General features: G+C 49.2%; 18 protein-coding genes, 1 riboswitch and 1 other annotated feature. Of the genes, 1 reads left to right on the forward strand and 17 read right to left on the reverse strand.

From position 1 onward, the window contains the following. Positions 1-452: 452 nt before the first annotated feature. From AC5OW4_RS05215 to AC5OW4_RS05295, 17 genes are all read right to left on the reverse strand, one after another. On the reverse strand, positions 453-986 hold the full coding sequence (locus tag AC5OW4_RS05215; protein ID WP_493676737.1) for a hypothetical protein: 534 nt from the start codon (positions 984-986) through the stop codon (positions 453-455). Continuing rightward, positions 973-1,509: a hypothetical protein gene (locus tag AC5OW4_RS05220; protein ID WP_072682874.1), complete on the reverse strand. Its 537-nt coding sequence runs from the start codon at positions 1,507-1,509 to the stop codon at positions 973-975. The genes AC5OW4_RS05215 and AC5OW4_RS05220 overlap by 14 nt, the downstream gene beginning before the upstream one ends. Before the next feature lie 744 nt (positions 1,510-2,253). Next, positions 2,254-3,567 (reverse strand): amidohydrolase, encoded by a 1,314-nt coding sequence (locus AC5OW4_RS05225; protein WP_072682875.1) that lies wholly within the window; start codon positions 3,565-3,567, stop codon positions 2,254-2,256. Continuing rightward, positions 3,564-5,282: an adenine deaminase C-terminal domain-containing protein gene (locus AC5OW4_RS05230; RefSeq protein ID WP_295768732.1), complete on the reverse strand. Its 1,719-nt coding sequence runs from the start codon at positions 5,280-5,282 to the stop codon at positions 3,564-3,566. The genes AC5OW4_RS05225 and AC5OW4_RS05230 overlap by 4 nt, the downstream gene beginning before the upstream one ends. Before the next feature lie 99 nt (positions 5,283-5,381). Then, a complete protein-coding gene (locus AC5OW4_RS05235) occupies positions 5,382-6,440 on the reverse strand; it encodes an ABC transporter substrate-binding protein (protein WP_195396313.1) in 1,059 nt (352 codons plus the stop codon). Between the two features lie 169 nt (positions 6,441-6,609). After that, positions 6,610-7,647 (reverse strand): ABC transporter ATP-binding protein, encoded by a 1,038-nt coding sequence (locus AC5OW4_RS05240; RefSeq protein ID WP_195396312.1) that lies wholly within the window; start codon positions 7,645-7,647, stop codon positions 6,610-6,612. Between the two features lie 10 nt (positions 7,648-7,657). Then, entirely contained in the window at positions 7,658-8,440 is a 783-nt protein-coding gene (locus AC5OW4_RS05245; protein ID WP_195396311.1) for an ABC transporter permease, read from the reverse strand. Beyond that, positions 8,440-9,270, reverse strand: a complete 831-nt coding sequence (locus tag AC5OW4_RS05250; protein ID WP_195396310.1) for an ABC transporter permease — start codon at positions 9,268-9,270, stop codon at positions 8,440-8,442. Before AC5OW4_RS05250 ends, AC5OW4_RS05245 begins: the two co-directional genes overlap by 1 nt. A 63-nt stretch (positions 9,271-9,333) precedes the next feature. Continuing rightward, positions 9,334-9,434: riboswitch (purine riboswitch) on the reverse strand. Between the two features lie 194 nt (positions 9,435-9,628). Further along, complete coding sequence (locus tag AC5OW4_RS05255; RefSeq protein ID WP_072682881.1) at positions 9,629-10,315, reverse strand: peptidoglycan-binding domain-containing protein; 687 nt, start codon at positions 10,313-10,315, stop codon at positions 9,629-9,631. A gap of 115 nt (positions 10,316-10,430) precedes the next feature. Continuing rightward, a complete protein-coding gene (locus tag AC5OW4_RS05260; RefSeq protein WP_072682882.1) occupies positions 10,431-11,105 on the reverse strand; it encodes a hypothetical protein in 675 nt (224 codons plus the stop codon). 126 nt (positions 11,106-11,231) lie between these two features. After that, positions 11,232-11,834 (reverse strand): hypothetical protein, encoded by a 603-nt coding sequence (locus tag AC5OW4_RS05265; RefSeq protein WP_139248516.1) that lies wholly within the window; start codon positions 11,832-11,834, stop codon positions 11,232-11,234. Between the two features lie 164 nt (positions 11,835-11,998). Continuing rightward, positions 11,999-12,988: an ABC transporter ATP-binding protein gene (locus AC5OW4_RS05270; protein WP_072682884.1), complete on the reverse strand. Its 990-nt coding sequence runs from the start codon at positions 12,986-12,988 to the stop codon at positions 11,999-12,001. After that, entirely contained in the window at positions 12,985-13,992 is a 1,008-nt protein-coding gene (locus AC5OW4_RS05275; RefSeq protein ID WP_072682885.1) for an ABC transporter ATP-binding protein, read from the reverse strand. Before AC5OW4_RS05275 ends, AC5OW4_RS05270 begins: the two co-directional genes overlap by 4 nt. 13 nt (positions 13,993-14,005) lie before the next feature. Further along, on the reverse strand, positions 14,006-14,932 hold the full coding sequence (locus AC5OW4_RS05280) for an ABC transporter permease (protein WP_072682886.1): 927 nt from the start codon (positions 14,930-14,932) through the stop codon (positions 14,006-14,008). A gap of 13 nt (positions 14,933-14,945) precedes the next feature. Beyond that, a complete protein-coding gene (locus AC5OW4_RS05285) occupies positions 14,946-15,869 on the reverse strand; it encodes an ABC transporter permease (protein WP_072682887.1) in 924 nt (307 codons plus the stop codon). Between the two features lie 213 nt (positions 15,870-16,082). Continuing rightward, positions 16,083-17,729: a peptide ABC transporter substrate-binding protein gene (locus AC5OW4_RS05290; RefSeq protein ID WP_229056812.1), complete on the reverse strand. Its 1,647-nt coding sequence runs from the start codon at positions 17,727-17,729 to the stop codon at positions 16,083-16,085. A gap of 306 nt (positions 17,730-18,035) precedes the next feature. After that, on the reverse strand, positions 18,036-19,682 hold the full coding sequence (locus AC5OW4_RS05295) for a peptide ABC transporter substrate-binding protein (RefSeq protein ID WP_295768750.1): 1,647 nt from the start codon (positions 19,680-19,682) through the stop codon (positions 18,036-18,038). Between the two features lie 116 nt (positions 19,683-19,798). Beyond that, positions 19,799-20,006 (reverse strand) — a binding site (T-box leader). Positions 20,007-20,560: 554 nt separating this feature from the next. Here AC5OW4_RS05295 and AC5OW4_RS05300 point away from each other — a divergent pair. After that, entirely contained in the window at positions 20,561-21,109 is a 549-nt protein-coding gene (locus tag AC5OW4_RS05300; protein ID WP_295768753.1) for a hypothetical protein, read from the forward strand. Positions 21,110-21,147 lie beyond the last annotated feature (38 nt).

The following is a 21,147-nucleotide window of genomic DNA, read 5'->3' on the forward strand; positions in this document are numbered from 1 at the left end:
GTGCTCTTCCGATCTTCCATATTCCTCTCACCTCTTTCAATTAAATATAACAAAGAAGGCTTAACTTAGCTAGTACGATAAAGCTGTATTTTAAATTGTTTTCGCCTGAAAATCTTTAATGTTCGCACAAAATATAACCGGATCTCATTCCAGAAGTCACGTCCGAATCATTCAAACATTTCCCCAATTCAGTACCTTCATTGCGTGTAAAGCACCAATCTTCATGTTCATTTATTTCATTATCCGCAGAAATAGAAGTCCCCCCTTATGCACAAAGATACTGTCAGTACAATTATCCTCATCCTTATGATCTAATTTCAACTGAATTTCTTCACAGTTCAAGAGAGAAATTCGGATTTAGTTTACGCGCCAATAAATAATAAATTCTTTGATTAAAACCAACTGATATTCTTCATAAAAAATGGTTTCTTTTCAAGAAACCATCTTCAAATCTACTCGAATACAATGACATCTGAATATTGAGAGAAATCAATTCCTTCAATATATGGATTTTCCGGATTTACAAAAACATAATATCCATCTTTTTTTATTTTAGCTTCACTTTCCAACCGTTCGATCGGCGCTCCATCACTGGAATATCCCATAAGATTATCTTGTATATAGTATGTTACAATTAACTCATGACCGCCATCGTTTCTCTCATAGCTAACTTGTATTTCGATTCCATCTTCATATTCGTTATTCTCAATAACAATGTGTTCTGGCAATGGATTTTTTGCATAATATTCAAATACTCCGTTAAAAAGGGATTCAGTTTTATATCCGGATTTCTTAGTGGCAGTTGGAGCAGCTTCCGGTTCTTTCGCAGGCTCTACTGTAGTCTGAATGCCTGGTTCAGAAGTTGGCTTTGTTGTTGATGCTGCTTGCGGTGAAACTGCTGGTTCCCCATTATTTTCTTTAGCAGAACATCCGGCAATCAAGATAAGCAAACAAAATACAGAGATCAATCGCTTAATAGTAGACATGAATCGCTTCAATATACCAATCAACCATAAACTCTTCCATCGTTCCGTAAGGCAACGAACCTGATTTGGTAATATAGTGATCGTATATATCCTTTCCCTTTTCCAAGTATGTTTCATAACCGTTGCAAACTATAGAGTGTGTATCAGAAAGTCCTGTTCCATGCTTAACTCTATGTCCCTTAACAATTACAGCATTACCTGATTCAAATTGCTCCCTGATTGCCTTTAAACCTTCTGCTTCAAGATACTGAAGAGCAAAACTCTTGGATTGATGTGTTCTCCCAACCTTGTTTGTTACTACACCCCATAACATATCGCAGCTACCGTCAAATGCGCCAGATCCCAGATTTGCAGCTAGTTCTGCAGGATTTCTTACTTGCCGTTTATTAAGAACATCGGCAGTAGCAGTCGTTGCATCATTGGGATCTGGTGGATTAGGATTTTCAGGACCGTTAGCTGCCGAAACCGGAGTAATTGTCATTGCCAGCATTAACCCCAGCAAAAATGCAAAGCATTTCTTCATTTTTCTCTCCTCTTTTCTATTCTCATTTTAGATCATTCTAACTTGTCCATTGCTATCACCTCTAAGAATATACTTATGATTTCTAATTAAAGAATAATCGAAACTCATGAATAATAAAAGTATCGAAAGTTCAAATTTCCTTATCTTATAAATGTTTTATAATTATCATATAATTATTTATATCATGATCATAATTTATTGTTTGATCACTCGAAATCAAAGGCTGTTATCTATCCTGTGATCAATAACAATAAAAGTAGATCCACAAATTATATATCTGCTTTTTCCTTCATGACTGCCAGAAATTATAAAAAGTCCAAAATTCAGTTGGTTCATCAGTTATATGGCGAAGTATCAGTAATTTCTGAAAACAGGTCTATATCAAATTTGAATCGCTGCTTTGAAATCAGACAAATCCTTATTTAACCAAACTCTTCTTAATAATGGCCAAAAAGTTTTTTACCTCCCATACTTAAAGTCTGAAAACTCCCATTTTCTCCTTAATTCTCAATATTATCCCCTAGTATTTTAATCATTTACCGATTTGACCGAATCTTTGAGAGAGTATGTTTTTACTTTCCAGCAATGATAAAAAAGTTTGGCTTTGAGGAATGCGGCAAAATAAGAAAGCCTCAGATTATCCGTTTTTCCGGAATCTCTGAGGTCTTTTTAATATGCATGCGCTTCAGCGCTCTCATTCTTCATTAACTTTCCTGATAAATCAAGCTCATGTTCAACCGTTTTTTACAGCCCCTCGCTCCGGCGCAGCGCTTCAGCCTTGAAGAACTGCATCTTCGCTTCCAGATCTTCCCGCAGGCGCCGCAGATCCTGACGGACCAGCTGTTTATGCTTCACCGTCTGCACGCCGTTGACCCAGACTGAATCCACATTGCCCGCATGAGCGCTGTAAACCAGAGCCGAGAATGGATCGTAGATCGGGAACATGTTGGCGGACTGCGTTTCCACCAGCACAAGATCCGCTTTTTTCCCCGGCATTAACGAACCGATCTTATCGTCCAGATTCAATACCCGGGCCCCGCCGATCGTCGCCAGCGGCAGAATTTCCTTCGCCGGAAACAACGCCCGGTCATGATTGGCCGTCTTGTGCGCTTTGCCGATTAACGGCAGCTGCGCGAACAAATCCAGCGTGTTGCCGCTGGAAGCACCGTCCGTTCCCAATCCAACCGGGATGTGATGCGCAATCATCTTCTTCAAGGGTGCAATCCCTTTGCCCGCTTTCATATTCGAACCGATGCAGTGCGCTATCCGGCAGCCATACTTCGCCATCAGCGCCAGATCCTGATCGTTGACATGAATGCAGTGCGCCGCAACCAGATGCGGGCTTAACAAACCGATCGACTCCAGATATTCAACCGGCGTCTGATTCCGCTCTTTGCGGAAGGTTTCCATCTCATAATCCATTTCCGCCGTATGCAGCGAAAGCAGCACATCGCAGTGCTCCGCGATGGCCTGAGCTTGCTTTAAGACTTCAGCGCTGTTGGTATTGGTCGCGTGCGGACCGATCGCCGGCGTGATCAGCGGATGCCGGCCTTTCCATTCCCGAATAAACCGCTCGCCGATCGCCAGTCCGCCATAAGGGACGTCGCTGTCGCAGTTGGCAAAGTCGACAATCGTCTCCGCCAGCACCGCGCGCATGTTCATCTCGACCATGGCTTCTGCCAGCGCGTCCTCAAAATAATACATGTCGAACACCGTCGTCACGCCGCCCAGCATCATTTCCGCCGCTGCGTAGCGGGCCGAAGCCTGCGCCAGCTCGCGCGTCATCGCCGCGTTTTCCAACGGAAACAGAAACCGCCGCAGCCGGTCCGGGCAATCGTCGCCCAGCGAACGAAACGGGATCATCCCCAGATGACAATGCGTATTCACCATTCCCGGCAGAAGCAGGCCCCCCTGCCCGTCGATCACTTCGTCTACATGCACGCTGAAATCATTCAGCGCCAAAATGGTATCATCTTCCCAGACCAGACAGCCGTTTTCAAAGACACGATTGGCCTCATCTGTCGTGACCAACGTCACATTCTCGATCCGGACTCTCATGCGTGTTCCTCTTTGATCAGCGGAATGAATTCCAGCGTTTTGCCGATCAACAATCCTTTATCCGTCAGCTTGACCTCCGGCGATACCGGCAAGGACAGCGTCGCAAACGACATCACTGCGTTGTGATGGACATACCCCAGCTGATCCTCCATCGCCGCGCGCACCGCCTCGATCTGTCCGGCCAGTTCCGCCAGCGGCTGATCGGAAACAATGCCCCCGACCTGCAATGAAGCGCAAGCTATGATTTTCTCATCAACGCAGACACAGTAGCCGCCCTGGATTGCAAGCAGATGATTGGCCGCCGCGATCATATCCGGAACATTGGAGCCCATGACCATCAGATTGTGATGATCATGCGCCCAGGAGGACGCAACCGCGCCGTTTTTCTGAATTCCTCCAGTCGTAAACGCCAGCGCGATCTGTCCGCCCTTGCCATAACGCTCGATGCAGGCCATTAACGCCAACCCGTGGTCCTGCCACTGAACAACGCCGTTTTTCACCGGCAGTTCCGCAGTTATCAGCCGCGTAAATGTCGCCCGCGGATTAATTTCGATGACCTGGGCGGTCACGGACTTCGCCGACGGGGAAACCCGGACGAGTAAATCGTCTTCCGTCAAGGGCCGGTGATGCAGCGAATGGTAAAATTCCGGCGGGAAGGAAACCGGCTTTTCCGCAATCGCGTAGCCGCTTTGCGGTTCGCTGACCAGAACGCCGTTTTTATAAACCTGATGTACGGTCCAGTCTTCCAGACTGTCCAGCAGCACGAAATCCGCGATTTTCCCCGGAGCGATCACGCCGCGATCGTCCAGACGCATCCGCCGGGCAGAGGTGAAGGTACTGCAGTAAATGGCCTTTTCCATCGGCAGGCCGCAGTGCACAGCGGAAAGCAAAACCTGATTGAGATGGCCGTGCAGAAAATGATCCGGCATCACATCATCGGTCACCAGACTGAAATATTCGTAGAACTGATGCTCCATCAATGTGCGGATGGTATCTTCATGGATCGATTTGCCCTGCATTTCCAAGAACATTCCGTTGGTGATTTTCTCAACGATGCTTTCCGGAGTTTGCTGAGTATGATCGGCATTGACGCCGGAAGCGATAAACTTCGCCAGATCCGCCCCGCTGATCTTCGGGCAATGCCCCTCTAACGGCAGCAGCGGCCGTTTCTTTTTGCACAGCGCGATAATCTGGCGGATCAGCGTGTCTTCCTCACTGACCAGCTCCTTGAAGTTCATGACCTCGCCCAGGCAGCGGATTTGCGGATTGTCCAGCAGCTTGTCCACTTCTTCTAGACCGATCACGCCGCCGGTCGTTTCGCAATCCGGATTGGTCGACGGAACAGAAGAGGGGATTCCATAGAAAATATCCATGACCGGCTCGCTGGCCATGAACGCTTCGATGCCTGACAGCCCGAACACGTTGGCGATCTCATGCGGATCGGCGACCACCGTCGTGACGCCGAAGGACAGCGCCTGCCGGGAAAATTCGGTCGGGATGGTCATCGAGCTTTCAACATGCATGTGGATGTCGATCAAGCCGGGAATCATCCAGCGTCCCTGAGCGTCGATTTCCTGATCGGCGGGCCGGCGTTGTTCCTCTTCGGTTTCCTGCAGCTGCGCGAACTGTCCGTCACGGATCAGCACGCTTTTTTCCTCAAATGTCTGCGTATAGCTGTTGAACACGCGGGCGTTGCGGATTCTCATTGTACTCATGCGGTTTTCTCCTTTCGCCTCTGATTTGAAACAGGGCAGGATCCGTGTTGGACCCTGCCTTGTCGTTGCTTCCTGATCCTTCAGGAAGATTTCCAGATGTTAGTTGTTGATCGTGCGGTTCCACTGATCCGTCCACTGCGCCATCAGCGGGTTGACAAACGAATAGTCGATCGACTTCGCACGCTCCGCCACGTCGCCGTAAGTCATGTTCGCGGACTGTTCCGGCGTCAGTTCCACGTTCTTGTTAACCGGGCCTTCGTTCAGCGTGACCGCGGTGACGGACTGCAGTTCCTGGGAAATGCGCCAGTTGATATACATGTAAGCCAGATCTTTGTTTTTGGAGTTCTTATTGATATCAATCGTATTGAAGTTCGCGTAGGTGTAATCGGCTGGGACGACGAATTCCACATTCGGAGCCGCATTCTTGATGACCGGCACGCCGAAGTCGCCGACGACCGCAACCGCGATTTCCCCGGCCGCAAACATATTTGCCAAATCGCTTGACTTGGAATAGGTTCTGACGATATTGGATTTCAGCTCGTTCAGCGCTTCAAATGCCGCTGCCCCGTCATCCGTTGTGATATCGACGCCCTTGTAGTCGGAAGCCAGGTAAACCATCGCCGGACCAAAGGTCGTCGACAGCTCCGGAATCGACAGCTTGCCGGCCAGTTCCGGCTTCCACAAATCAGCCCAGCTGGTAATTTCAAAGCCGACAGCTTCCTTATCATAAATGATGCCAATGCTGTTGAGCGTATAAGCCGGACCGTATCCCTGGGCCACCGTCGATTTCGCGCCGTCAATGATGTTGTCCAGATTCGGAATCTGGGTGGTGTCGATCTTTTCAAACAGGTCGGCGACATAGCCGTTGGCCGCCGCAGCCTGCGACAGCTCGATGACGTCGACGGTGGAATCCGGGTTGGTGGACAACTTGGTATAACGATTGGCCGTCGTATCGGTTTCCAGGATGACCTTACAGTTGCACAGTTCCTCAAACGGGCCATACACATCCTCAACGAGCACGTCTTCGCTTAACCCCCAGGTCGAAACGGTCAGCGTGCGCTGGCCTTCGATCTGGCCTTCGCCTTCCGGCTTGCTGGAACAGCCGCTCACAGCCGCAATCATGGCCAGAGCGCAGAGCGAAATCATCAGCTTTCTCATTTTCTTTCCTCCTTAAAATGTCAGCTAGTTCTTCTATGGAAATTCCAAACGGAAGTCCGGCGGATTTTCCAGATGTTTCTCAGAAAACCCGACGGTTTCTGCTCGGAAGCAGAGTGCGTCATTCTTCCTGCCGCCTCATCCCGCAGGATGGCCGCGGCAGGAAATTAGATTAAACCAGTACGATCTTGGCGGCCGGCAGCTGGATTTTGATCGTGTCGCCAGCTTTGTAAAGCGCGCCGGAGCCGTCGTTAACGACTAACCGCCCGATCGGTGTGCTCAGCTCATATTGATAGCTCTTGCCCAAATAGGTGCGGACCTCAATTTTAGCTGTGACGGTGTTGCCAGCGGCCTCCTCATTCGTGACGATCTGGATATCGTCCGGACGGATCGTGCCCAGACATTCGCTTTTCCCACAATCCATCTTGGCGGTGAAGAGAGAACCGTCGTTGGCCCGATAGGTATTTGCTTGAGTCCTGCGCAGCTGGATGAAATTTTCAAAGCCGATAAACCGAGCGACAAACTCCGTTTTCGGCCGGGAGTAGATTTCCTCCGGTGTGCCGAACTGTTCGATCACGCCGCCGTTCATGACCGCGACTTTATCCGAAATCGAGAAGCATTCTTCCTGATCGTGAGTGACAAATACCGTCGTGATGCCCAGCTTCTTCTGCAGCCGCTTGATCTCGACGCGCATGTTCAGACGCAGCTTCGCGTCCAGATTGGACAACGGTTCGTCCAATAACAGTAAGCGCGGCTCAATGACCAGCGCCCGGGCCAGTGCGACACGCTGCCGCTGCCCGCCGGAGAGCTGCTTCGGAAAGCGCTGGGCGTACTCCGTCAGATCGCAGACCTCCAGAATTTCCTTGATCTTGCGGTCCATTTCTGCTTTTTCCATCTTTCTCAGCTTTAAGCCGAACGCAACGTTTTCATAGACGCTTAAATGTGGAAACAGCGCGTAGCTCTGGAAGACCAGACCGAAGTTGCGCTTGTGCACCGGTACTTTCGTCATTTCTTCCGTATCGACAAACAGCTGACCGCTGCTGGGAATGATGAATCCGGCGATGACCCGCAGTGTCGTCGTCTTGCCGCAGCCGGAAGGTCCTAACAGGGACACCAGCTCGCCTTCGCCGATCTCTAAATTCAGGCCCTTGAGGATCTGGGTTTTGCCGTCATAGCTGACGTTGATATCGTTTAAGGTTACCTTTGACATGCTTTTCCTCCTACTTCGTCAGGGCCCCGATGCCCAGTGTCTTTTCGACCACAAACATGATCGCGATCGTCGCCGCCATCAGCAGCACGCTGACCGCCGAGACGGTCGGATCATAGAAATATTCGATGTAATTCATCAATGCCGTCGGCAGCGTCCGCACGCCCGGCCCGCTTAAGAACATCGAAACCGGAATGTTGTTGAAGGAATTGATGAACGCCAGCATAAACGCCGCGACAATTCCTGAAGAAATATTCGGCAGCACGACCTTGAAGAACGCCTGCGCCTTGCCGCAGCCCAGCGTCCAGGCCATTTCCTCAATCGAAAAATCAAATTGTTCCAGCGCAGAGCCGACAACCCGGATGACATAAGGCAGCACAACCAGGAAGTGACCGATCAGTAAGCCCTGCATGACCGGCAGCTTCAGCTTCAGAACGATGAACTGATATAACGAATAACCGACGACGATGCCCGGAATGATCGTCGGAGACAAGAAGAAGCTTTTCAGCAGTTTTTTGCCTCTGACGCTGTTGCGGCTGAGCGCATAAGCGGCCGGGACTCCGACCAGCAGCGCGATCAGCGTCGCCACGATCGCCAGCATGAAGCTGAGCTGGAAGCCGCTGAGGAAGGATTTCGTCGCGAAGACGTTGGCAAACCATTTGAAGGTAAAGCCGGAGATCGGAAAACTGATCGTCGACGCCGTGTTGAACGCCGTCACCGCAATGATCGCCAGCGGCAGAAACAGAAAGCCGAACACCAGACAGGCATAGAAGGTCAGAAATTTATTTTTACGCATCAGTTTTCACCCCGCTTATCCAGCCGGCCGGCAATGGCATTAAGTCCCTTCATAACGATCAGCGTCGTCACGATCATCACTAACGCCACCACGCTCGCGCCGGTCCAGTCGTTGAGCGTCATCGCTCGCTGATAGATCAGCGTCGACAGCAGCATGTTTTTCGGGCCGCCTAATAACTGCGGCGTCGTGTACGCCGTCATCGCGCCGGTAAACACCAGCACCGCCCCGGTGATAATGCCCGGAATCGACATCGGCAGAATGACCTTAAAGAATGAAAGCAGCCGGCTGGCGCCCAGACTTTCCGCCGCTTCCATCATATCGTTGTCAATGTTTTCCATGACGCCGACCAGCGTGATGATCATTAGCGGCAGAAACAGATAGATCGTACCAACGAGAACGGAGAATTCGGTGTACAGCATCGACAGCGGCTGATCGACCAGATGCAGCGCGGAAAGAATCTGATTTACGATGCCGTTCTTGCCGAGAATGTTGATCCAGGCAAAGGCCCGGATGACCGAGTTTGTCAGCATCGGAAACAGTGCGACGGACATCAGAATACCGCGCCATTTCTTTGAGACCCGGGAAATAAAATACGCCGTCGGAATCCCCAGAATCATGCAGACCAGCGTGCAGACTAACGCGATCCGCAGCGTCCGGATAAAGATTTTGATGTAATAGGGATCCTGGAAAAAGGCGATGTAGCGGCCTAACGTCACCGCCCCGCCTTCAAACACGGTTGGTAACAGAACCGCCAGAAGCGGAAGGATCAGCACGACCACAAGCAGGATCGTGATCGGCGCGATCAGCAGGATTGTTGACTGTTTTTTCATGAGTTCTCCTTCCTGATTTCAAATAAAAAACTTCTACCGATTCGATAGAAGTCACAGACAGAATTGTCCCTTGAATTCTATCGTAGTCCAATATATAGCCATTGGGTAGAAACTCTTCACGCTGTTCCCTGTGAAGATATACGATAAGACTCAATGATTATAGCATAGAAATGTTTTTTGCAAAGTTGAAAATCAGCTTTCATTTGTATTTTTTCGTTCTTTTCTTAAAAAAAAGCCTTCATAAAGGGGGATTACCGAATTTTTCCTTCCTTTAAACATATGAAATTCCCCAATTCTTTCCATTCTTAATTTTCACTTCTATTCTGTATGTAAGGCAGGCTGAGCCTGCCTTGTCTGTTTATGGATCGATCACCGTCGGGGTTCGTCCGATGCCGACGACTTCCGCCGCAATTCTTCTCCAGGTCTGACAGCCGGCGATACCGTCTGCGCCCAAACCGTTATCGCGCTGATACTGAATCAGCGCTGTGCGGGTCGCGTTGCCGAATTTGCCATCCAGCCAGCGCGTCGAATAGCCCAGGGCATTCAGTGCGTCCTGCAGCACCAGCGTGTAGCAGCCCACCGAACCTTCACGCAGCGTCGGGAATCCCGATGTGCCGCCGCAGGCGCCGCGGGCATAACGGCGGTCGAAGTGAACCCAGGTCGGGGTCATCGACAGGGGTTCGACATAACCCCAGACGCCGAGGTTGTTCGCTGTCCGCCAGATCTGATTACGCTGACTTTGCGACAGCCGCTGGCCGACGTCAAAGGAGACGCCGACGTAATGCTGTGACTGCAGGCCGTGGCCGCCTTCCCAGATCCGCTTAAACGCGTAACCGACCGGAATCGCCGCGCCGTAGGTCCGCCGGGTGGCGTTCCAGGCTTCCATCGCCGTCGTCGTCGTCCAGAAAACCGTGGACCGGCTGGAACCACGGAATTCCCGGACTAATAACGTCCTGCCGTAGGAATACGGCATCGGGTCGTTTTCTGCCCGCCATTCCGTATAAATCTGATTGGTGTCCGGATCATAAACCATAATTTTTGCCATTGATCTCACCTCCTCATTCATGTCTATGCAGGAAAAGAAAAACGGCGTGGATAAACGCCGATCTTGATGAAAGTTTATAGCGTATGAACAGCGGCATTCGAGACAATCAGCTTATTCAGGCATCTAAAAAGGAGAAATCGGCGTCGAATAAGGAAAGTAGTTCTTTCAGTGCAGATTCGGATAGCGAATCTTCCCCTGTCAGCTGCACAAAAATCACACGGTTTTCCCGCCGCAGGAAAAAACAGGTGTCCTGTGTGCCAGGAATCTGCGCCTGCCGGATCTGTCGGATTGCCGCCTGTGGATCCTTCAGGACCTGACTTTCTTCAAACGTCAGCGATGCAAGCCAAGTTTCGTCAAGTTCCTCCGGCAGCCGCAGACAGCTGGTTTTACAACGTGTCTGCGCATTTCGCTGGCCTTTCAGATAGCCGCGCAGATCCTGCTTCATCAAATTCATAAGCTGCAAAGGCCGTGCCGACTCGATCAGCGATACGCTTGCCTTCAAAAGACTGCCTGCGTCCTCACAGCGCAGCTGTACCGTGTAATTGAGTTCCCCCAGAGCATCGCGATGCGCATCCTGACCGCTGGCTGTGAAATGATCGCAGCCGAAAGGTTTCAGCGACAACAAGACCGGCGATACTCTTTCCTGGTGTTTGAAATATAGAAAAGCGCCCAGGGCAACGACAAGTACACTCAGCAGACACCGGTTTCGCCATTTCCGATGTTTTCGGCTGCGCTCCCATGCGTATTTCAATTCATCCCCCAGCGACGTTGAATTTTCATTTTTGACCATCTTCAGTTTCCTCCAAGCTGAACAGCCTTAAGCTTACCTTGGGAATATCTTGTTTTCTCCTTGTATATTTCAATTTTTTACTTGAAAAGTCTAATCTTCGCAGCGGAAAAAGAAATTCATATTGTTTTATTGTTCTATGATAAACGATAGATCCGCATTAAGAAAGGTCCGCAATTCTTCAACACCTTCCTTTGTCAGTAATTCCTCTGAACTCATCGTGATCGCCGCTGCCCGGCCGTCTCTGCACAGAATGAAGAACAACGCTTCTGTACCTTCCGGCTGAAAGGCTTCAATTTGTGTCTTGAGTTGCTGTAACGGCTGATGTAGCCCCGCTTCTGTCAAGCTCATCGCAGCCACTTGTTCTTGCGTTACCTTGTTTGGCATCACGTCTTCCGCATGTCCGCGCACTACATTCTCGAAATAAGTACTCAATTCCGATCGAATTCGTTGATCCAGCCAATCGGTTTCGTCAGAACGGAACAGCGAAGCACGCAGAGTCATTCCCACTTTTCCATATTTCTTACAGTTCATTTCGATTTGATAACGCTGATTGCCCGCTTGTGCGCTGGCTGTCTTCCTTGTAATTTCATAGGTTTCGCAGCCAAACGGCTTCATCGAGATCAGCGCCGTTTCCGCAACTTGTTGATTGCGCGCAAACAGCCAGGAACAGCAGCCCAGACCGATAAGAAAATATATTTTCCAACACACCTGCTTGTTCGCTGTTTTCATAATACGTCTTATTTCATTCATATCTTCTTTAAACATAAATTATCCCTTTCAACCAGCCTCTATGTTTCCATTGTAATCTTTTTTACGGCTTTTGCCTATCAACTTCACTTGTTTATAAAGACAAAAAAACACGGAACTTCCCAGGAAATCCCGTGTGATACAGCTTATCGTTTTGATCCCGCTTGAAACTGGAAGCAGGAAACCTGACGGCCGTTGATGATCGACGGCTGCGGTTTGGCTTTGGCACATTCCTCGGTCGCGTATGGACAGCGGGTGCGGAAAGCGCAGCCTGACGGCGGATCCAGCGGACTCGGCAGCTCGCCCTGCAGAACGATCCGCTTCTTGGACTTGCCGATTTCCGGATCCGGAATCGGAACAGCCGATAACAGCGCTTTGGTGTAAGGATGCATCGGGTTGTGATACAAATCGCTGCTTTCGCCGATCTCCACCATGTTGCCCAGATACATGACGCCGATTCGGTCAGAAATATGCTTGACCATGCTCAGATCATGAGCCACAAACAGATAGGAAATGCCCAATTCCTTCTGAATGTTCTTCAACAGATTGATAATCTGTGCCTGAATGGAAACGTCCAGTGCGGAAATTGGTTCGTCGCAGATGATGAAATCCGGATTCAGCGCCAACGTTCTGGCGATCGAAATGCGCTGCCGCTGGCCGCCGGAGAATTCATGCGGATAGCGGCGAATATGGTCCGGTTTCAATCCGACGATTTTCAACAGCTCCACGACCCGGTCTTCACGTTCTTTTGAACTGTTGTAAATATTGTGGATATCCATCGGTTCCCGGATGATTTCGCCAACGGTCATTCGCGGGTTCAGCGATGCATACGGATCCTGGAAAATCATCTGAACCGATTTCCGGAATTCTTTTAACTCCTTGCCTTTCAGCTTGGTGATATCCTGCCCTTTGTATTCAATCGTGCCGGCTGTCGGTTCGTATAATTTCACGATCGTGCGGCCCAGCGTGGATTTTCCACAGCCGGATTCACCGACTAATCCAAAGGTTTCGCCTTTATGAATTTCAAAGCTGACGCCGTCGACAGCCTTGACAATCTGCTTCTTCGAAAACATGCCCTTGGTGACGTCGAAATGGGTCTTCAGGTCGGTAACTTTTAAAATGACTTCGCTGTTCATTTTTTACCCTCCCTTTTCTTCAATTCATTAAGCCAGCAGGCGCATTCGTGCGTTTTGGAGAAAGCCGTGGCGGAAGGCATCTGTTCCTTACAGATCCGCATGGCCTTTTCACAGCGGTCGACAAACGGACAACCCTTCGGCGGATTTAATAAATCCGGCGGAGAGCCCGGGATCGGCTGAAGATCTTTGTCGTCGTCCTCCGGATTGTTGATGCAGTTCAACAGCCCCTGAGTATAAGGATGCTTCGGTTCATAGAAAATTTCTTTGTCCGTGCCGATTTCAACTATCTTGCCGCCGTACATAATCGCGATCCGGTTGCACAAACTGGCGACAACGCCCAGATCGTGGGTAATCATAATGACGGAGGAACCAAGCTTTTCTTTCATATCCTGGATCAGTTCCAGCACCTGCGCCTGGATTGTTACGTCCAGCGCAGTTGTCGGTTCGTCCGCAATGATCAGCTTTGGATTGCAGGCCAGCGCCATCGCAATGATAATCCGCTGCCGCATGCCGCCGGAAAACTCGTAAGGGTATTGATTCATCCGCTTTTCCGGAGAAGGTATGCCAACCTGACGCATCAGCTCAATCGCTTTCTGTTCGCATTCTTTCTTCGACATCTTCGTATGATTCTGCAGCGGTTCGATCAGCTGTGTGCCGATTTTCAAAACCGGATTCAAAAACGTCATCGGATCCTGGAAAATCATCGCCATGTCGTTGCCGCGGATATGCTGCATCGTCTTTTCATATTCCGTATGATTCTTAAATGCGGATTCATGGATTTTCCTGCCGTCAAACAAAATATCTTCCGCAGTGATCTTACCGTTATCCGCCAATAAACCCATGACGGAATACATCGTCTGGCTCTTGCCGGAACCGGATTCGCCGACGATGCCGAGCACTTCCTGCGGATAAACGCAGAACGAGACGTCGCGGACCGCGTGCACCGTGCCCTGATCGGTGGAGAAATCCACGGTCAGATGATCAACTTTCAACAGTTCATTCATGGTTTTCTCCTCCTTATCTCTTCTTCGGGTCCAGCGCTTCGCCGAAACCATCGCCAATGAAGTTCAGCGACAACATCGTCAGACAGATCGCCGCGACCGGCCAGATAATCTGAATTGGATAGCTCTGCACCAGACCGCGGGCTTCCGAAGCCAAAGTGCCCCAGCTTGCCTGCGGCGCGCTGATGCCGATGCCGATGAAGCTCAGGAACGCTTCGGTAAAGATCGCGTTCGGCACCATTAAGGTTGCGGAAACGATGATCGGTCCCATACAGTTGATAATCAGATGTTTAAACAGGATCCTTTTCTTACTGGCGCCGATGACAAACGCCGCCATCGAGAATTCCTGCTGCTTCAGTGTCTGGATCTGCGAGCGGACCTGCCGGGCCATGCCGACCCAGGAGGAAATGGAAATGCCTAACAAGACCGAAAACATATTCGATCCGAAAATCATCATGATCAGGATGACGTACAGCATCGACGGAATCGCATAGATGCAGTCGACGATCCGCATCATGACCATATCAACCTTGCCGCCGACAAAGCCGCTGATCCCGCCGTAAATAACGCCGATGATCAGATTCAGAAACGCGGCGACAAACCCGATCGTCAGGGAAATCCGCGCGCCGTACATAACGCGCACCATGATATCGCGGCCCAGCTTGTCCGTGCCCATCAGATGCACCATATTCGGCAAAGCATTGCGGTTGGCCAGATCCTGACCGTCATAGGTAAACGGAGAAACCATCGGAATGATGATCGCCGCCAGAGTGATTAAAATCAAAAAGATCAATCCGAACAGAGCCAGCTTATTCTTTTTGAAACGCCGCCAGGCATCCTGGAGATAAGTTTTGCTTTCAATGGCAATAAATTCGTTGTTTTTTTCGCTGCTGTCCAGCGGTTCAAACAGACTGTCATCCAGCACGAGTTCTTTTTCTTCCATCGCTAGCTCCCTTCTAGCTGTCCAGCTTGATCCGCGGATCAACGACAGCGTTCAAAATATCGGTGATGATGTTGGCGATGATGATAAAAGCGCCGAAGAAAATCGTCAGGCCCATAATCATCGTATAGTCACGGTTGGAAATACTTGTCACGTATTCCGCACCGATCCCCGGTACCGAAAACAGACTTTCAATAACGAACGAGCCTGTCATCAGCGTGGCGATCAGCGGTCCGGCATAAGTGATGACTGGAATCATCGCGTTTTTCAAACCATGTTTCACAATGACCTTCAGCTGAGAGGAACCCTTGGACCGGGCTAAAACCATATAATCCTGACGCATGACTTCCATCATGCTGGAACGGGTCAGTCGGGCGATCATCGCGATCGGCGAAAGCGCCAGAGATACTGCCGGCAGCACATAGTGCTTCCAGCTTGACAAGCCGACGATCGGGAACATGTGCAGCCAGACCCCGAACACAATCATCAACAACAGCGCCAACAGGAATCCCGGAATACTGACGCCGGCAGTCGCGATTGCAATGACGAGGTTGTCGACCCATTTATGTTTGGTAAAGGCTGCGATCGTGCCCAGCGTAATGCCGACCACCATCGCGATCACAAACGAGACAAAGCCCAGCTTCGCCGTGACCGGCATGCCAATCGCAATAATTTCGTTAACGCTGCGGCCTTTACGGAAGGTCGACACGCCGAAATCTCCCTGGACAGCGCTTTTCATATAAATGACATACTGTTCCAGAACCGGTTTGTCCAGATTGTACTTCGCCATCAGCTTTTCCTGAACGGAAGCCGGAATTTTCGTGTTTTCACCAGCAAACGGAGAACCCGGTATAATCTTCATCAAAAAAAAGGTTACGGTCGCCAGAATGAACAACGTCAAAATTCCGACGCCAATCCGTTTTAATACATACTTAAACATTAAAATGCCCCCTTTCCTGCAAAAACTGTCGATTCAAGCATGACCGGACAGACTGAATCCAAAGTTTTTGTAATGGTTTTATTCTATCTTCTTTTAGGCTTCTTGTCAATTTGTTTCACAATGTTTTCTGAAACATTTTCCATTGTTTTTTTACATCTTTTCTTTTCCCCCGACAGGGGAAGAGGTCTGGACAGCCAGACCTCTGAAGAGTCGTTACTTTTCGATCGTGCAATAGCCGTAGAATGGCGTTGCTCCGACATGCGTCGTGTTTTTAACGTAGGTTTTCTTTAACATCGGATCGCCGTAATTGAACAGCGGAATGAGGTAAACCTGTTCCTGAACCAGATAATGTTCGATATCATGGAGCGCTTCCATATATTCTGTATAATCGACAATGTAGGTAGCGGCGTCCATCATCTTGTCATATTCCGGATCATCCACCGCCGGTGTCTGCTGCTGCGTCGTTGTCCACAACGTCAGAAACTGAGATGGATCGTCACTGGCTGTATAACCATAACGGGCAATTTCAAAGTCGCCGTTGAAGATCTGATTGTAATAAACGCCGGATTCAACAACTTCCAAATCACATTCAACGCCGATCGCTTTCCACATTCCCTGCAGAACGGCCGCAACGTCAGCATGCAGCGTCGTCTGGGAATACTTATAAGTAATCTTCAGCGGATTTGTTTCGTCATAACCTGCTTCTTTCAGCAGTCTCCTGGCTTCTTCCGGGTCGTATTGCAGGAATTTTTCTTTCTCGTCGCTTTCCGTACGGAAATCCTTTTCAGCCCCTTTCAAACCGTTTGGCACATAGCCGTCTAACGGAACGTAATAGGAAGGGTCGCCAACCGCGGTAACCATCGCTTCTTTATCAATCGCTAAAGCCAGTGCGCGGCGGACACGGACATCTTTCATCCATTCCGGGCCTGTCGGACCGCTGTTGATAACCAGGAAATAGTTGGACGGACTTTCAACTTTCCACAATTCTTCTTTATTTTCGTAAGTTAACGGCAAAGAAGAATTGACGCGCAGCGCGATGTCGATATCATTGTTCTTAAACGCCAGCGCCTGAGCATCCATATCTGTCATGACCTGGAATGTAATCTTATCCAGCGTGATCTCATCAGCACGGTAATAGTTTTCATTCTTTGTAACGACAATCTTGTCGTTTTCATTGCATTCTTCCAGAATGTACGGACCGACGCTCGGATAGCCCGGCGCGAAGGACCAGGTGGAATCATGCTGCGGCGCGAAATCAGCGCGGACCGGCATAAAGGCATATGAGTTCAGCAGGGCTTTGAAGAAAGCGCATGGTTTAGTCAGCTGGAATACCAGCGTCGTATCGTCAACGGCCTGAACCCCCGGAATCTGCAAGGTTTCCGCATCCTGAGTATCGTCGCTTTCATAAGCGGCGGCACCGTCCAGATAAGTGACCAGATTGTAAATCGACCAGGCGTTTTCAGCGCCATAGGTCAGCGCGCGGACAATTCCATAACGGAAATGCTCGGCGGTTAATGGAACCCCGTCGCTCCATTGAATACCTTCTTTCAATTTAACGGTGTAGGTCAGACCATCTTCGCTGATATCACAGCTTTCCGCTAAATCCTCAATCAGGTTATTGTCCTCGTCCTTGGTGAACAAAGTACTGTAAGTATGCTGCATAACATACCCGTTGATGAGTTCGGAATTCAACGCCGGATCCAACGTTGTAAACTGCGCGCCGACCGCTACGGTCAGCTCGTTGGTTTCTGCCGGATCGTTGGTCGGCGTCTGACCGGAACCTGCGGTTCCCTCTTCCTTTGTACTGCAGCCCGCAAGCAGAAGCATACAGGAACAAACTAAGGCTATCCACTTTCTCATATAGAATCCCCCATTCTCTTTCTGGATTGTTTTTAATTTTACACCCGTGAGAATAAATGCCAACACTTTCATGAAATATTTTGTGAATTTTCATGAAAATATTTTCAATCATTTTTCAAAGACTTGGGAGAGGTTCCGTTTTCTTTTCCGATTCTGACTGACCTTATACGAAAAACTGAACTTCAAGGATGCGATTTTAGATCAGACGCTTATCCTGTCCTGCAATACTACCTTCAGTTTCAGCCGCAGGTTGACAACGGTTAAAAAGAAGAAGGATGGAGCTCTCCATCCTCGCTTCTTTTTGGATTACTCAGCCGCAGCTTCGACAGTTACGCTGCCGAAATACGGATTCAATCCCCACATCTGAACGCCCTTGACGTTTGTTTTTAACAGACACGGAGTGTTGTAGTTAAACAGCGGAATAACGTAAACCATTTCCTGAACCAGATAATGCTCAGCGGCATGCAGGGCATTCATGTATTCCGTGTGATCGACCAGATAGCCCGCTTCATCGACCAGCTTGTCATACGTCGGATCGTCAACGGCCGCAACGACCTGCTGACCAGTTGTCCACAAACTCAGATACTGCGACGGATCATCGCCCGCGCTGTAGCCATAACGGCAGATCTCAAAGTCGCCGTTATCAATCTGATCATAGAAGACGCCGGATTCAACAACGGTCAGTTCGCAATCAATGCCCACGTTCTGCCACATCTGCTGCAGAATCTGCGCAACATCGGCATGCAGCTGGGTTTGCGAATATTTGTAGGTTAACTTCAGCGGATTGCTTTCATCATAACCAGCTTTGGCTAACAGGGCTTTCGCTTCTTCCGGATCATATTCCAGATATTTTTCCTTTGCGTCTTCTTCCAGACGGAAATCTCCTTCTGCTCCGGCTAAGCCTTCCGGAATATAGCCGTTAAGAACTTTGTAATATTCAGAACTGCCGACAGCGCTGACCAGCGCGTCTTTATCAATCGCCAGGGCTAATGCGCGGCGAACATCGACATTCTGCATTGTTTCCGGACCGGTAGAGCCGGAATTGATCGCCAGGAAGTAGTTGGAAACATCTGGTTTATTCCAGATTTCGCCCGGATTGGAATAAGTTTCTGCCAATGTCGGAGTGATAGAAAGGGCAATATCAATCTCATTGTTCTTGAACGCCAGCGCCTGCGCGTCGGTATCGCTCATGACCAGGAATGTGATCTGCGGCATCGTTACGGAATCCGCATCGTAGTATTTATCGTTTTTCACAACGATTGCTTTTTCATTTTCATTGCATTCTTTCAAAACATAAGCGCCGACAGATGGATAACCCGGTTTCAATGCCCATAAGGAGTCATGCTGGGTTGCAAAATCAGCGCGCAGCGGCTTCCACACGTTATTGGTCAGCATCTGCGGGAACCAGGCGCACGGTTTCTTCAAGTTCAGAACCAGCGTCTGATCATCCGGCGTTTCAATGCCTTCGATCGTGTCGTTTTCCGGATCAAAGGTGTCGTCGGCCAGAATTTCTTCCGCGCCTTTTAAATAAGAGCTCGGGTAGTAGACTGCCCATGAATTCTCCGCTCCGTAAGTCAGATTGCGCAGAATGGCATATTCAAAATCTTTTGACGACAGCGGCTGATCGTCGCTCCAGACAACGCCTTCCTTTAATTTGAAGGTGTACGTCAGACCGTCGTCGGAAACGGTATAACTGTCGCACAAATCGTTGACGATGTTGTTTTCCTCATCTTGACGGAACAGACCTGCCGTCGTATGACGCAGAACGTAGTTGTTGACTGTTTCAGTACTCAAACCTGGGTCCAAGGTCGTAATCTGGCCGCCGATTGCAACTTTCAGATTCTCCGGATCGGCGCCTGTGCTTGTCGTTGCCGAACCGCCGCCATTGCCGCTGGAGCATGCGCTGACCAGCATCAGCATAGCCGCACAGAGAATAATTCCTAGCTTCTTCATTTACTTTCCCTTCCTTTTCTGGTTTAACCGCGGAGTTGATCTCCGCTGGAGCAGGGTATGCTGATAACTGCCGCAATAGACTGAATCTGTGATCATAAAAAAATCGTTTCCAGATGTCTAGAAACGATTGATCGCGGTACCATTCTAGTTGCCGGCTTCAACAGCCAACCCCCTCAATCCTTAACGCGGAAACACGTGAATTCCTATTTTATTCAGAATTCCATCTCCCAGATGCGCTTCATCATGCGTTAGCCGCGAACCTTCCACCCTCGTTCGCTCGCTTTCGGCCACATTCATGACTACTCTTCTGTTCATTGATTTTGATTAATCTCAGTTTACAGCGCAGAGAACGGGTTGTCAAGCAAAAAACAAAACATTTTCATTTTCTGTAAACTTTTTCATTTTTATTCATAATGAATAGACAGATATCAACGACAACGGATTTCTGCCTTTTTATTCCGAGTTTTACCATTTTGAAACATTGCTGATCCCATCTCCGCTTTTACTTCTTACCCTGATTTTTCCTGCTTAGGAAGAAAAAAGTATGAAATATTTTTTCATAAATTGTAAATTCCCAAAACCATTTCATTTCCGTAATCTTGTTTCCTCATTCTTTTATTCAGACAAGACGATTGAGATCTCCTTTTCATTTTATTCCAGCGGCTCAGTTAAATGCAAAACCGCAATCAGATTGTATCTTTTTCTCAGCGCCCCGTGCGGATTTTTCACTGGTATCCAGGCAGGGTGTTTCCCCGCTTTAAACGGCAGAACTGTTAAAATCCGCTGAGTTTCTGAATCTTCTTTTTGTTCTCAAGATTATTTTGGAACTTCTTGTCGAAGCCGGAATACACTGATACTGAACAAGGGAGGATTAGCCTATGGAACAACTCAACATTAAAGTGCATCAGCGAAAGGAAAGAACACAGCCGCGGATTCTATTCGACGACAACGGCTGGGATACGCCGGAAGATCAGATCCAGGCAGAAAACGAAGTCGTATATCATTGTTGCGAAGACGACTGCGACGATGGCTGCCGATGCGACAATGGCAACTGCGGAGGGAATCAGGGCTGCGGCTGCGGAAATCAGGGTTGCGGCTGCGGCTGCGGATGTGATTGTGATAAGGGATGCGGCGACGATGATAACGGCGGTGGGAATGATTGTGATTGCGATTGTGACTGTGATTGCGACTGTGATTGTGGTAATGACTGCGATTGTGGTAATGACTGCGATTGCGGTAACGACTGTGATTGTGGCGACGGCGGAGATTCCTGCCCGGATGATTGTGATTCCACCTGCCGTCCAAGAACGATTATCTTTCAAAAACGCAAAGAGTGTATGGAACGGACACAGCCGACCGGATGTAATGACGAAACCGGATCATATCGCAAATGTTCCGTCACCATTAAAATTATTAAACGCTATTAAAAGCGAGCTGGGCTCGCTTTTAATTCGTTCTGTTTCAA

Source organism: Holdemania sp., from assembly GCF_986127675.1.

Coding starts and splice junctions, on each gene's coding strand:
- AC5OW4_RS05240 (WP_195396312.1), bottom strand. CDS start 7,647: ATGTCAAAGGTAACCTTAAACGATATCAACGTCAGCTATGACGGCAAA.
- AC5OW4_RS05300 (WP_295768753.1), top strand. CDS start 20,561: ATGGAACAACTCAACATTAAAGTGCATCAGCGAAAGGAAAGAACACAG.
- AC5OW4_RS05280 (WP_072682886.1), bottom strand. CDS start 14,932: ATGGAAGAAAAAGAACTCGTGCTGGATGACAGTCTGTTTGAACCGCTG.
- AC5OW4_RS05255 (WP_072682881.1), bottom strand. CDS start 10,315: ATGGCAAAAATTATGGTTTATGATCCGGACACCAATCAGATTTATACG.
- AC5OW4_RS05230 (WP_295768732.1), bottom strand. CDS start 5,282: ATGAGTACAATGAGAATCCGCAACGCCCGCGTGTTCAACAGCTATACG.
- AC5OW4_RS05295 (WP_295768750.1), bottom strand. CDS start 19,682: ATGAAGAAGCTAGGAATTATTCTCTGTGCGGCTATGCTGATGCTGGTC.
- AC5OW4_RS05220 (WP_072682874.1), bottom strand. CDS start 1,509: ATGAAGAAATGCTTTGCATTTTTGCTGGGGTTAATGCTGGCAATGACA.
- AC5OW4_RS05270 (WP_072682884.1), bottom strand. CDS start 12,988: ATGAACAGCGAAGTCATTTTAAAAGTTACCGACCTGAAGACCCATTTC.
- AC5OW4_RS05290 (WP_229056812.1), bottom strand. CDS start 17,729: ATGAGAAAGTGGATAGCCTTAGTTTGTTCCTGTATGCTTCTGCTTGCG.
- AC5OW4_RS05225 (WP_072682875.1), bottom strand. CDS start 3,567: ATGAGAGTCCGGATCGAGAATGTGACGTTGGTCACGACAGATGAGGCC.
- AC5OW4_RS05285 (WP_072682887.1), bottom strand. CDS start 15,869: ATGTTTAAGTATGTATTAAAACGGATTGGCGTCGGAATTTTGACGTTG.
- AC5OW4_RS05260 (WP_072682882.1), bottom strand. CDS start 11,105: ATGGTCAAAAATGAAAATTCAACGTCGCTGGGGGATGAATTGAAATAC.
- AC5OW4_RS05275 (WP_072682885.1), bottom strand. CDS start 13,992: ATGAATGAACTGTTGAAAGTTGATCATCTGACCGTGGATTTCTCCACC.
- AC5OW4_RS05245 (WP_195396311.1), bottom strand. CDS start 8,440: ATGCGTAAAAATAAATTTCTGACCTTCTATGCCTGTCTGGTGTTCGGC.
- AC5OW4_RS05250 (WP_195396310.1), bottom strand. CDS start 9,270: ATGAAAAAACAGTCAACAATCCTGCTGATCGCGCCGATCACGATCCTG.
- AC5OW4_RS05265 (WP_139248516.1), bottom strand. CDS start 11,834: ATGAAAACAGCGAACAAGCAGGTGTGTTGGAAAATATATTTTCTTATC.
- AC5OW4_RS05215 (WP_493676737.1), bottom strand. CDS start 986: ATGTCTACTATTAAGCGATTGATCTCTGTATTTTGTTTGCTTATCTTG.
- AC5OW4_RS05235 (WP_195396313.1), bottom strand. CDS start 6,440: ATGAGAAAGCTGATGATTTCGCTCTGCGCTCTGGCCATGATTGCGGCT.